Below are 12,336 nucleotides of genomic sequence, written 5' to 3' on the forward strand. Positions count from 1 at the left end.
GTTCTCAGCTCGCGCGCCGCACCGCGGGCTGCTCGTCCGTCTCCTCCAGGAACGATTCGGCATGCGCGACGGTCTCGCGGGCGGGCAGCGCCTTGAACACCCAGGTGCGGTACGACCAGAAGCGGAAGAGCGTCGCGATGCCCATGCCGAGGAACTTGAAGAAGTTCGCCTGCAGCTTGCCGTCCCAGCCGAACCAGTACGTCGCCGCGTAGAGCACGCCGTTCTCGATCACCAGGCCGACCGCGCTGAACAGCAGGAACAGCGTCAGTTCCTTGGTGCGCCCGCTCTTGTCGCGGTCCCGGTAGGTGAAGTAGCGGAATCCCACGTAGTTGAACACGATGGCGACGACCGTCGCGATCACGCTCGCGCGCACCACGTGCAGGTCGGTGACGTGCCGCACGAGGTTGAAGACACCGAAGTTCACCAGCGTCCCGACCGCCCCCACGGCCCCGAACTTGGCGATCTCGCGGGTGAGGCTGTCCAGCCGCACCCGCAGTGCGCCGCGTTCCGTCATGGTGTCGCCCCAGCCCCGTCGGTTCGTACCGGTCGTTCGTACCGGTCGTGTACGTGCCGACGGATTGGTGATTCGGTCGTGTCGACCCAGCCATGCTAACCAGCGGCCCCGCCGGGCGCGCGCGGGCATCGGGAGTCTGTGGCGCCGCTGTGACACCGGGCCCCGCGGGGCGAGGGATCCGGCCGTTCCCGGGTGGCCGATACCGGCCGATACCCTGGGGGTGTGACGTTCCCGGTAGTCGGCATGGTCGGCGGCGGTCAGCTCGCCCGCATGACCCACGAGGCGGGCATCCCCCTCGGCCTTAAATTCAAGCTCCTCAGTGACACCCCGCAGGATTCCGCGGCGCAGGTCGTAGGCGATGTCGTCATCGGCGACTATCGCGACCTCGACACGCTGCGTGACTTCGCGCGGGGCTGCGACGTGATCACCTTCGATCACGAACACGTACCCACCGAGCACCTCAGGGCCCTGGAGGCGGACGGCATCCCCGTGCGCCCGGGGCCCGACGCGTTGGTGCACGCCCAGGACAAGGGCGTGATGCGCGAGAAGCTCACGGAGATCGGCGTGCCGTGCCCGCGCCACCGGATCGTGAGGGATCCGGCCGACGTGGCCGCCTTCGCGGCCGAGGGCGACGGGTTCCCGGTGATCCTGAAGACGGTGCGTGGCGGCTACGACGGGAAGGGGGTGTGGTTCGTCCGATCCGTCGAGGACGCCGAAGACCCCTTCCGGGCCGGTGTCCCGGTGCTCGCCGAGGAGAAGGTCGACTTCGTGCGCGAACTGGCGGCGAACGTCGTCCGCTCGCCGCACGGCCAGGCCGTCGCGTACCCCGTCGTCGAGTCCCAGCAGGTCGACGGCGTCTGCGACACGGTGATCGCCCCCGCGCCCGGCCTCTCCGAGGCCCTGGCGGGCGAGGCGCAGGAGCTCGCGCTGCGCGTCGCGGCGGAGCTCGGCGTGGTCGGCCACCTCGCGGTCGAGCTCTTCGAGACGCGCGACGGCCACATCCTGGTCAACGAACTGGCGATGCGCCCGCACAACTCCGGGCACTGGACCCAGGACGGCGCCATCACCTCGCAGTTCGCCAACCACGTGCGCGCCGTGCTCGACCTGCCGCTCGGCGACCCGCGCCCGCGCGCCAAGTGGACCGTGATGGCCAACGTGCTGGGCGGGGACTTCCCCGACATGTACACCGCGTACCTGCACTGCATGGCCCGCGACCCGCAGCTCAAGATCCACATGTACGGCAAGGACGTGAAGCCCGGCCGCAAGGTCGGTCACGTCAACACCTACGGCGACGACCTGGACGAGGTCCTGGACCGCGCCCGTCACGCAGCCGGCTACCTCAGAGGAACGATCACCGAATGAGCAGCACGTCTCCCGTCGTCGGCATCGTCATGGGCTCGGACTCCGACTGGCCCGTCATGGAGGCGGCGGCCAAGGTCCTCGACGAGTTCGAGATCCGTTACGAGGTCGACGTCGTCTCCGCGCACCGCATGCCGCGCGAGATGATCACGTACGGCGAGCAGGCGGCCGACCGGGGCCTGAAGGCGATCATCGCGGGCGCGGGCGGCGCGGCCCACCTGCCCGGCATGCTGGCGTCGGTGACCCCGCTGCCGGTGATCGGCGTGCCGGTGCCCCTGAAGTACCTCGACGGCATGGACAGCCTGCTCTCCATCGTGCAGATGCCCGCGGGCGTGCCGGTGGCGACGGTCTCCGTCGGCGGCGCGCGCAACGCGGGTCTGCTCGCGGCCCGGATCCTCGCCGCGCACGACGGTGAACTCCTGTCCCGTATGCGGGAGTTCCAGCAGGAGCTGAACGACCAGGCGACCGAGAAGGGCAAGCGGCTGCGCGCCAAGGTCGAGGGCGCGGGTTCCGGTTTCGGTTTCGGCTCGGGGAAGTGACCGGCACAGTGACGGATATGACGCATCCGGAGAAGCTGGAAGAAGAAGCACGGGCCCTGCTCGCCGAGTTCCCCGTGGCCGACGGCCACAACGACCTGCCGTGGGCGCTGCGCGAGAAGGCCGGTTACGACATCGACCGCCTCGACATCGCCGCCGACCAGAAGGGCAGCCTCCACACGGACATCGCCCGGCTGCGCGCGGGCGGCGTCGGCGCGCAGTTCTGGTCGGTGTACGTGCGCACCGACCTGACCGGCGACGCCGCGGTCAGCGCCACCCTGGAACAGATCGACTGCGTCGAGCAGTTGCTCGCCCGCTACCCGGCCGACCTGCGCCGCGCGCGGACGGCGGCGGACATGGAGGCGGCCCGCGCCGAGGGCCGCATCGCGTCCCTGATGGGGGCCGAGGGCGGCCACTCCATCAACAACTCGCTCGCCACGCTGCGGGCGCTGCACACGCTCGGCGTCCGCTACATGACGCTCACCCACAACGACAACATCGTGTGGGCGGACTCGGCGACGGACGGGCCCGGCGTCGGCGGCCTCTCGCCGTTCGGCCACGAAGTCGTGCGCGAGATGAACCGCGTCGGGATGCTGGTGGACCTCTCCCACGTCGCGGCGACGACGATGCGGGCGGCCCTGGACACGTCCGTGGCGCCGGTGATCTTCTCCCACTCGTCCTCGCGCGCGGTCTGCGACCACCCCCGCAACATCCCGGACGACGTCCTGGAGCGGCTGCCGGCCAACGGCGGCGTGGCGATGGCGACCTTCGTCCCCAAGTTCGTGCTGCAGGCCGCGGTCGACTGGACGCAGGCCGCGGACGAGAACATGCGCGCCCACGGCTTCCACCACCTGGACACGACGCCCGAGGCCATGAAGGTCCACGCGGCCTTCGAGGAGTCGACCCCGCGCCCGGTCGCGACGGCCGCCACGGTCGCCGACCACCTCGACCACATGCGCGAGATCGCGGGCGTCGACCACATCGGCATCGGCGGCGACTACGACGGCACGGCGTTCACCCCCGACGGTCTGGACGACGTCGCGGGCTACCCGAACCTGATCGCGGAGCTCCTGGGCCGCGGCTGGTCGCGCGCCGACCTCGCGAAGCTGACGTGGCGGAACGCGGTACGGGTGCTGGGCGCGGCGGAGGACGTGGCCCGGGACCTCCAGTCCCGCAGGGGCCCGTCGATCGCGACGCTGGAGCAACTGGACGGCTGAGGCGGGGCACCCCCCCGTCAGGGGCGCGGGGAACCGCGCGAGCAACCAAGAACGAGGCCGCACCCGCGTGGAGACCGCTGTGGGCAGACGCGGCTGCGGGTCCGTCGTGGCTGAGCGCGCAGTTCCCCGCGCCCCTGGAAGCACTACGCGACGGTGCCCTCCCCCTGAAGCCAGGGAGAGGGCACCGTCGCGTACCGCTGAACGCGCCGCGGGCTACGGCAGGTTGCGCGCCATCACGATGCGCTGGACCTGGTTCGTGCCCTCGTAGATCTGCGTGATCTTCGCGTCGCGCATCATGCGCTCGACGGGGTAGTCACGGGTGTAGCCGTAGCCGCCGAGGAGCTGCACGGCGTCCGTGGTGACCTCCATCGCCACGTCCGAGGCGAAGCACTTGGCGGCCGCGCCCTGGAACGTGAGGTCCTTGTCGCCGCGCTCCGACTTGGCAGCCGCCGTGTACGTCAGCTGGCGGGCGGCCTCGATCTTCATCGCCATGTCGGCGAGCATGAACTGGATGCCCTGGAAGTCGGCGATCGGCTTCCCGAACTGCTTGCGCTCCTTGACGTAGCCCTTGGCGTAGTCGAGGGCGCCCTGCGCGATGCCGAGGGCCTGCGCCGCGATGGTGATGCGGGTGTGGTCCAGGGTCTTCATCGCCGTGGCGAAGCCCGTGCCCTCCTCGCCGATCATGCGGTCGGCGGGGATGCGGACGTTGTCGAGGTAGACCTCGCGGGTGGGGGAGCCCTTGATGCCGAGCTTCTTCTCCGGGGCGCCGAAGGAGACGCCCTCGTCGCCCTTCTCGACGACGAACGCCGAGATTCCGCGCGAGCGCTTCTCCGGGTCGGTGACGGCCATGACGGTGTAGTACTCGGAGACGCCCGCGTTGGTGATCCAGCGCTTGACGCCGTTGAGCACCCAGAAGTCGCCGTCGCGCACGGCCTTGGTCTTCATGCCCGCCGCGTCCGAACCGGCGTCCGGCTCGGAGAGGCAGTACGAGAACATGCCCTCGCCGCCGGCCAGCGGCGACATGTACTTCTTCTTCAGCTCCTCGGAGCCGGAGAGGATGACGGGCAGCGAGCCCAGCTTGTTCACGGCGGGGATCAGCGAGGAGCTGGCACAGACGCGCGCCACTTCCTCGATGACGATGACCGTGGCGAGGGCGTCGGCGCCCGCGCCGCCGTAGCTCTCGGGGACGTGCACGGCGTGCAGGTCGTTCGCCACCAGCGCGTCGAGGGCCTCCTGCGGGAAGCGGGCCTCCTCGTCCACCGCGGCGGCGAAGGGCGCGATCTTCGCCTCGGCCAGCGAGCGGATCGCGTCGCGGAGCATGTCGTGCTCCTCGGACGGGCGGTACAGGTCGAAATCAGCCGATCCGGCCAAGGTCTCTCACGCTCCAAGGATGCTAATTACCGTTAAGTAACCCAAATTTTAGTGGTGCTCCCGCGCGAGGGATACGTGAGCTTGCCGACAGCGGAGAACATGCCCGGTGAGCGGCCCCACAACGCGGGACTATGCTCGATCAGCGCACCGAAGCCCCCCGTATCTCTGGAGCACCGCATGGCCCTCAAGATCACCGTGATCGGCACCGGCTATCTCGGCGCCACGCACGCCGCGGCCATGGCCGAGCTCGGCTTCGAGGTGCTCGGGCTCGACGTCGTGCCCGAGAAGGTCGACATGCTCCAGCGGGGCCAGGTCCCCATGTACGAGCCCGGCCTCGAGGAGCTCCTGCGCCGGCACGTCGCGGGCATCGAGGGTGCCAGCGGACGGCTGCGCTTCACCATGGACTGGGCCGAGGCCGCCGACTTCGGCGACGTCCACTTCGTCTGCGTGAACACCCCGCAGAAGCACGGCGAGTACGCGTGCGACATGTCCTACGTCGACAGCGCCGTGGAGTCCCTCGCCAAGCACCTGACCAAGCCCGCCCTGGTCGTCGGCAAGTCCACCGTCCCGGTCGGTAGCGCGGACCGCCTCGCCGCCCGCCTCGCGGAGCTGGCCCCGGCGGGCGGCGACGTCGAACTGGCCTGGAACCCGGAGTTCCTGCGCGAGGGCTTCGCCGTCAAGGACACGCTGCACCCCGACCGCATCGTGGTCGGCGTGCGCAGCGAGCACGCCGAGAAGCTGCTCCGTGAGGTGTACGCGACGCCGATCGCGGAGGGCTCGCCCTTCGTCGTCACGGACTTCCCGACCGCCGAGCTCGTGAAGACCTCCGCGAACTCCTTCCTCGCCACGAAGATCTCCTTCATCAACGCCATGGCCGAGGTGTGCGAGGCCGCGGGCGGCGACGTCGTGAAGCTGGCGGAGGCCCTCGGGCACGACGACCGGATCGGAAAGAAGTTCCTGCGGGCCGGCATCGGCTTCGGCGGCGGCTGCCTGCCCAAGGACATCAGGGCGTTCATGGCGCGGGCCGGCGAGCTCGGCGCCGACCAGGCCCTGACCTTCCTGCGCGAGATCGACTCCATCAACATGCGGCGGCGCGGCCAGATGGTCGAGATGGCCCGCGAGGCGCTCGGCGGCGGCTCCTTCCTCGGCAAGCGGGTGGCGGTCCTCGGCGCCACGTTCAAGCCGGACTCGGACGACGTCCGCGACTCCCCGGCGCTCAACGTCGCGGGCCAGATCCATCTCCAGGGCGGCCAGGTCACCGTGTACGACCCCAAGGGCATGGGGAACGCCCGCCGGCTCTTCCCCACCCTCGCCTATGCGGACACGGCGCTGGACGCGGTCCGGGGCGCGGACGTCGTCCTGCACCTGACGGAGTGGCGCGAGTTCCGCGAGCTGGACCCGGCCGAGCTCGGCGCGGTGGCGTCGTCCGCCGTCATCCTGGACGGCCGCAACGCGCTGGACCCCGCGGTCTGGCGGGCCGCCGGCTGGACGTACCGGGCGATGGGCCGCCCGGCCGCCTGACGGCACCCCGCTCCCGCGTCTCCTGGTTGCGGGCGGCCGTCGGCGCGTGACCATGGAGTGGGCGAGCGCACTCCGCGCCACCCGCCGGGTTCGTGGGCCGTCCCACGGGGCACCCGCTCTCCCGGTGCCGTCACGCACCCGCAGACACGTCAGACGCGAGGAGACGAGACGAACATGACGGAGCCCATCGCCCGACTGCGCAACGTCGTCCTGGACTGCCCCGACCCCCGCGCCCTCGCCGAGTTCTACGCGGCCGTCATCGGCGGCACCGTCGAGGACGACGGCGACTGGGTCGACCTGGTGGCGCCCGGCCGCGTGAAGGTGTCCTTCCAGCGCGTGGCCGACCTGCGCCCGCCCGAGTGGCCGCGCTCCGACGCCAACGCGCAGCAGATCCACCTGGACCTGGACGCGGGCCGCACTGACGAGGAGATCGACGCCGCCCAGGAGAAGGTGCTCGCGCTCGGCGCGCGCCCCCTCGACCTGGACGACGACGGCGGCAAGCGCGACTTCCGCGTGTACGCGGACCCGGCCGGCCACCCGTTCTGCCTCTGCAAGATCCCCTGAGTCCCTGAGTCCCAGAGATTCCCGGGCCCCCGAGCCCGCGGTCCTCAGCCGTCCAGACGGTCCATCCGCGCCGTCGACGCGGCCCGGCGCTCCCGCGTGGCCCGCGCCGTGAAGTCCGCGCCGCGCAGGGCACGCTGCACGTTGCCCCAGGTGAGCAGCGCCAGGTCGGCCTCCGGCCAGCCGCGGGCCACGAGCTCGGCGACGAGGTGCGGATAGCTCGCCGTGTCGGCCAGGCCCTCCGGGTGCGCCTCCGAGGTGTCGTACGTCCCCGAGAGGCCGACCGACTCCGGCCCGGCGATCCGGCGCACGTGGTCGAGGTGGTCCGCCACCTCGCGCACCGTGGCGCCCGTCCGCTCGGCGGCGAGCGGCACCAGGCACAGGCCCTTGGCCGCGCCGAGCGCGGCCAGGAGCTCGTCGGAGAGGTTCGCCGGGTGGTCGCGCAGGGCGCGCGCCCCGGAGCGGGTGAAGAGCACCGGTGCCTTGGAGACGGCGAGCACCCGCCGGGCCGTCGCCTCGGACGCGCCGGACAGGTCCGCGATGATCCCGAGCCGGTTCATCTCCCTGACGACCTCCTCGCCGAACGGCGTCAGCCCTTCGGCGCCCGCCCAGGACGTACCGGAGAGGGTGACGGAGCACAGGCCGAGGCTGTGCAGGGCCCGTAGCGCGCCCAGGGAGTCGCCGAGCGCGGCGCCGTGGGCGGGGCCGATCAGCGTGGCGATACGGCCGCAGTTGCGGGCGTCGGCGGCCTCCGAGGCGTTGCGGGCGAGCCGCAGGGCCTCGGGGTGGGCGTCGACGATGTGCTTGACCAGGTCGATCTGTTCGAGCGTCGCGGCGACGGCCCGGCCGGAGTCGGGCACGTGCACGGACCAGAACTGCGCGCCGACCCGGCCCACGCGCAGCCGCGGCACGTCGCTCTCCAGACCGCAGTCGCCCGTCTCGAAGTCGTGCCAGGGCAGCTCGCGCAGGGCCCAGGGCAGACCGCTGTACCCGTCGGCGACCGGGTGCGCGGCGAGCAGCGCACGGGCCCGCTCCGCCGCATCGACGGACTCGGCCGGGTCGGTGGGCCGGGCCGGGGCCGGCTCGTCCTGGTGTTCCGCCTGCGGCGCGGGCGTGGGCCGGCGCGGCGGGACGGGCTCGGGCGGGGCGGGGGGCCGGTCGAGCTCCCCCGCCTCGGCGGTGGTGTTGAGTTCCTCCTGCAGGTCTGCCATGGCAGGGCTCCGGACGTCGCGTGGTGCAGTCCGGACCACCGTGTCACGGAGCGGCCGGGGCTTCGCGGCGGGCGGAGCGTTCGGGGTACGCGGCCGTCCGGCGGGACGGGGAGGGGCCCCGCCGAGCGGCTCGGCGGGACCCCTCCCCGTACGTGCGCGAGGAGCTGTCAGTTGCCGGAGACGGTGACCTTGTCGTCGTTGTTCAGCTCTTCGACCAGCTGCTTGACCTTGGCCTTGTCCCAGAGGAGGTTGCCGCCGGTGGTGCCCGCGATCGGCATGTTCATGGACTTGCCGTCGCCGCCGCTGACGCCCTTCATCGCCCAGAACATCGAGCCCACGTCGGTGAGTCCCATGTCCTTGTCGACGACCAGCGTGTCCAGGCCGGCGCCCATCGTGGGGTAGAGCTTGAACGGGTTCAGGATCGTGCCGGGCGTGGCCACCTGGTTGGCGAGGGCCGAGAGGAACTTCTGCTGGTTCTTCGTGCGGTCCAGGTCGCTGCCCGCGAAGGCGTACCGCGTGCGGACGAAGGCCAGCGCCTCCTGGCCGTCGAGGGTCTGCTTGCCCTTCTCGAAGTTGGCGCCGGAGTTCTTGTCCTTGAAGGCCTTGGGGATGTCCATCTCGACGCCGCCGACCGAGTCCACGATCTTGGCGAAGCCACCGAAGCCGATCTCGGCGTAGTGGTCGATCCGCAGGCCGGTGTTGTACTCCACGGTCCGCACGAGCAGCTCGGGCCCGTCCTCGGCGTACGCCGCGTTCAGCTTCGTCTGGCGGCCCTGGTTCGGGTAGAGCTTGCCGGACTCGGCGCCCTTGAAGGAGGGGATCGTGACGTTCGAGTCGCGGGGCAGCGAGATCATCGTGTTCCCGCCGTCGTCGGCGACGTGCAGGATCATCATCGAGTCCGTGCGCTTGCCCTCGGCCGACCCCGTGTGGAGCTTCTTCTTCTCCTCGGCGGACATGCCCTCGCGGCTGTCGGAGCCCACGATCAGGTAGTTCGTGCCCGCGCCGCCCTCGGGCCGCTCGATGACCTTGGAGAGGTCGACCTCGCGCTTGAGCTTGGAGTCGGCCCAGAAGTACGTGATGACGGACGTCACGAGGAGGACGCTGACGAGCGTGATCGCGCCCCACTTGATCCGCTTGCGCCAGTTCGGCGCGGGGCGCGGGGCGCGCGGCGGCGCTCCCGCGCCGCCCTGGCCGCCGTTGCCGCCCGAGGGCTGGCCGTAGACCTGGCCGGTGTTGTAGCCGCTGTCGTACGCGTTGTCGGGACCCCGCCCGTACGGATCCTGGCGGGCGGCCCGGGGCTCGAAGACCTCGTCGCGGGCGTCGCCGTAGGGCTGGCCGTTCCCGCGCGGCTCGCCGTACCCGTCGTCGTACGCGGGCTGCGGCGGGACCCCGCCGGACGGCGGACCGGCCGGACGCGAGGGCTGGCCGCGCTGGATGTGCCGCATCACGCGGGCTCCCTCGGGCTGGGAGTTCCCGCTGCCGCCGCCGTATCCCCGGCCGCCGCCCTGACTGTCAGGCCAATCGCTCATGTGGCCCAGTGTGCCGTCTCAGGGCCTCCCGCTTGTAGAGCGGTCGGGAATTCGGGTCACGCCTGTTGCAGAGCTGATGCAAAGCGGCCGGAGCGTGCCGAGGCATATGTCAGGCATAGGGTGAGGGCATGACAGATCAGGCCTCCAGTCCGGAATCGGAGATTCCGGGCAAGCCGACTTCGGCGTCCCGCACCACCCTCAGCCACATCATGACCCACGGTGACACCAACCTCCTCGGCACGGTGCACGGCGGCGTGATCATGAAACTGGTGGACGACGCTGCGGGGGCCGTGGCGGGCCGTCACTCCGGCGGCCCCGCCGTCACCGCGTCCATGGACGAGATGGCCTTCCTCGAACCCGTCCGCGTGGGCGACCTCGTTCATGTGAAGGCCCAGGTCAACTGGACCGGCCGCAGCTCCATGGAGGTCGGCGTCCGCGTCCTCGCCGAGCGCTGGAACGAGTCCACGCCCGCCCAGCAGGTCGGCTCCGCCTACCTGGTCTTCGCCGCCGTCGACGCGGACGGCAAGCCCCGCACGGTCCCGCCGGTCATCCCGGAGACCGACCGCGACCGCCGCCGCCACCAAGAGGCCCAGATCCGCCGCACCCACCGCCTGGCACGCCGCCGCGCCATCAAGGAGCTGCGCGAGTCACGGGCCGCCGAGGGCTTCGACGACTGACGCGATGGGTCCTGACCGGCACGACCGGTCTCACGGTCCTGGCCGGTACGACCGGTCTCACGGTCCTGGCCGGAGCGGCCGGTCTCACGGTCCTGGCCGGTACGACGGGCCTCATGGTCCTGGCCGGTACGACGGGCTTCACGGTCCTGGCCGGTACGACTGGCCCCACGGTCCTGGCCGGAGCGGCCGGTCTCACGGTCCTGGCCGGTACGACCGGCCCCACGGCTCTGACCGGCACGACCCGCCCCACGGCCCTGACCGGAGCGGCCGGCGCGCTCGCCCCGAAGGGCCCGCGCCGCTCAGGGGCACACGACCTGGTCCCCGGTGACCGCTCCGAACTCGCCCTGGTGGATGTCCTCGGCCCGTACCGGCCGCACCGCCTTGAAGTCCTTGCCCGCGATCACCTTCAGCAGCGGACCCTGACCCTTCACCTCGCGCATCTCGCACCCGGGCAACGCCGTGGCCAGGGACTTCGCCGAGCGGTCCCAGCGCGGGTCGTACGCGAGGACGGTCCGCGCGAGCGGCTTCTCCTTGGCGCCAGGCACGTTCCCCGGCAGCCGCGTCGTGCGGAAGCCCGTCGACCGCAGTCCCGCGTCGACCTGCTTGCCGAGCCCCGGCGACCCCGTCCCGTTGTCCACCTGGACCCGGATCTGCTGCGGGGCGACACCGACCAGCGCCGCCCTGTTCCTGGACCGGTGCGGCGCCAGCGGCCGGTCGTCGCGCAGCGCCTTGAACAGCTTCCCGGACTTCTTCGGGTGCCACTTCAGCGTCGAGCCGATGCCCGGCACGTTCTGGCCCTTGGCGCTCAGCGGCACGGTCGTGAACTCCGACGACGACGGCGAGAAGCCCCGCATCGCCCGCCCGAGGTCCAGCATCTCGCCCGTCCCGAAGCCCTTGTCCGCCCGGACCGAGCCGAGCAGCGTCCGCGTCACGTCCCGGAACTTGACCGGGTTCAGGAGCACGCCGCTGCTCGTCGTCTTGGCGATCAGCGCCGCGAGGAAACGCTGCTGGCGCTGCATGCGGCCCAGGTCCGACGCCCCGTCGACGTACCGGGAGCGGACGTACTGGAGCGCCTCGCCGCCGTTCAGCAGGTGCGTGCCCTCGGCCATGTCGAGCCCGGTGTGGGAGTCCTTCAGGGGCTGCGCCGTGCAGATCTCCACTCCGCCGAGCACGTCCACGGTCTTCATGAAGCTGGTGAAGTCGACCTCCAGATAGTGGTCGATCTTGACCTTCGTCATGTGCTCGACCGTGCGCACCGTGAGGTTCGGCCCGCCCTCCGCGTACGCCGCGTTGATCTTGTTGGGGTGCTCGTGGTGCTTCTTGCGGGTGTTCCGGTCGGTGTGCGCGGGCAGATCGGCGTAGCTGTCCCGGGGCAGGCTCACGACGCTGGCGCGGTCCCGGTCCTCGGAGATGTGCACGATCATGAGCGTGTCCGTGCAGTGGCAGGGAGCGCCGCCGAGGCGGTACTTCTCCTTCTCCTCCGGGGTGATCTTGTCGCGCCCGTCGGTGCCCACGAGCAGCACGTTCATGCCGTTGCCCTGCTCGGGTCTGTTCTTCATGTCCTTGAAGGCGTCGACCCGCTTGATGCCGGTGTCCAGGCTGGTGACGACGGAGTGCCCGATGCCGGCCGCGGCCAGCACCGTCACGGAGAACGTGGTCGCCACCCGCATCGCCCAGCGGGGCCGCTTCGCGCGCTTGGCGGGCTGCCGCACGGACCGGCCGGCCGGCGGTCGGGGTCGGCGCGGTGGAGGGGCGGGGGAGCGGGGCGGTGTGGGCACGTGCGGGACACCTCCGCGGAGACGGGCCGTGGCCGGGGCGGGACCGGGTGGGGGGACGAGCC

Annotated in this window: 11 protein-coding genes; 6 read left to right on the forward strand and 5 right to left on the reverse strand. The window is 71.5% G+C overall.

The window, feature by feature from the left end; genetic code table 11:
• Positions 1-4: 4 nt before the first annotated feature.
• Positions 5-514: a GtrA family protein gene (locus ACZ592_RS20340; protein ID WP_471582958.1), complete on the reverse strand. Its 510-nt coding sequence runs from the start codon at positions 512-514 to the stop codon at positions 5-7.
• Between the two features lie 192 nt (positions 515-706).
• Here ACZ592_RS20340 and ACZ592_RS20345 point away from each other — a divergent pair, with 192 nt between their 5' ends.
• Genes ACZ592_RS20345 through ACZ592_RS20355 form a run of 3 tightly spaced genes read left to right on the forward strand, consistent with a single transcriptional unit; the run spans position 707 to position 3,626 of the window.
• Positions 707-1,876 carry a 5-(carboxyamino)imidazole ribonucleotide synthase gene (locus ACZ592_RS20345; RefSeq protein WP_471582959.1) on the forward strand — a complete coding sequence of 390 codons (1,170 nt, stop codon included), beginning with the start codon at positions 707-709 and terminating at the stop codon, positions 1,874-1,876.
• Positions 1,873-2,412 (forward strand): 5-(carboxyamino)imidazole ribonucleotide mutase, encoded by a 540-nt coding sequence (purE, locus tag ACZ592_RS20350; protein WP_471582960.1) that lies wholly within the window; start codon positions 1,873-1,875, stop codon positions 2,410-2,412. The genes ACZ592_RS20345 and purE overlap by 4 nt, the downstream gene beginning before the upstream one ends.
• Before the next feature lie 17 nt (positions 2,413-2,429).
• Positions 2,430-3,626, forward strand: coding sequence for a dipeptidase (locus ACZ592_RS20355; protein WP_471582961.1), 1,197 nt, complete (start codon positions 2,430-2,432; stop codon positions 3,624-3,626).
• 213 nt (positions 3,627-3,839) lie between these two features.
• On the opposite strand, the gene ACZ592_RS20360 is transcribed toward ACZ592_RS20355, so the two are convergent.
• The gene (locus tag ACZ592_RS20360) at positions 3,840-4,997 is read right to left on the reverse strand and encodes an acyl-CoA dehydrogenase (protein ID WP_471582962.1); all 1,158 of its coding nucleotides are present in this window, start codon (positions 4,995-4,997) and stop codon (positions 3,840-3,842) included.
• Positions 4,998-5,174: 177 nt separating this feature from the next.
• On the opposite strand from ACZ592_RS20360, the gene ACZ592_RS20365 reads away from it, so the two are divergent.
• The gene (locus tag ACZ592_RS20365; RefSeq protein WP_471582963.1) at positions 5,175-6,518 is read left to right on the forward strand and encodes a UDP-glucose dehydrogenase family protein; all 1,344 of its coding nucleotides are present in this window, start codon (positions 5,175-5,177) and stop codon (positions 6,516-6,518) included.
• Positions 6,519-6,692: 174 nt separating this feature from the next.
• The gene (locus tag ACZ592_RS20370; RefSeq protein WP_471582964.1) at positions 6,693-7,082 is read left to right on the forward strand and encodes a VOC family protein; all 390 of its coding nucleotides are present in this window, start codon (positions 6,693-6,695) and stop codon (positions 7,080-7,082) included.
• A 44-nt stretch (positions 7,083-7,126) separates the two neighbouring features.
• On the opposite strand, the gene ACZ592_RS20375 is transcribed toward ACZ592_RS20370, so the two are convergent.
• Together ACZ592_RS20375 and ACZ592_RS20380 are read right to left on the reverse strand one after the other, a co-directional pair.
• Positions 7,127-8,290 carry a dipeptidase gene (locus tag ACZ592_RS20375; protein ID WP_471582965.1) on the reverse strand — a complete coding sequence of 388 codons (1,164 nt, stop codon included), beginning with the start codon at positions 8,288-8,290 and terminating at the stop codon, positions 7,127-7,129.
• A gap of 167 nt (positions 8,291-8,457) precedes the next feature.
• Positions 8,458-9,819 carry an LCP family protein gene (locus tag ACZ592_RS20380; protein WP_471582966.1) on the reverse strand — a complete coding sequence of 454 codons (1,362 nt, stop codon included), beginning with the start codon at positions 9,817-9,819 and terminating at the stop codon, positions 8,458-8,460.
• A gap of 128 nt (positions 9,820-9,947) precedes the next feature.
• Between ACZ592_RS20380 and ACZ592_RS20385 the strand changes: the two genes are divergently transcribed.
• A complete protein-coding gene (locus ACZ592_RS20385; protein WP_471582967.1) occupies positions 9,948-10,496 on the forward strand; it encodes an acyl-CoA thioesterase in 549 nt (182 codons plus the stop codon).
• 299 nt (positions 10,497-10,795) lie between these two features.
• Here ACZ592_RS20385 and ACZ592_RS20390 read toward each other — a convergent pair whose 3' ends face one another.
• Positions 10,796-12,274: an LCP family protein gene (locus ACZ592_RS20390; protein ID WP_471582968.1), complete on the reverse strand. Its 1,479-nt coding sequence runs from the start codon at positions 12,272-12,274 to the stop codon at positions 10,796-10,798.
• Positions 12,275-12,336: the final 62 nt, after the last annotated feature.

The organism is Streptomyces sp. NPDC040622 (assembly GCF_055593965.1).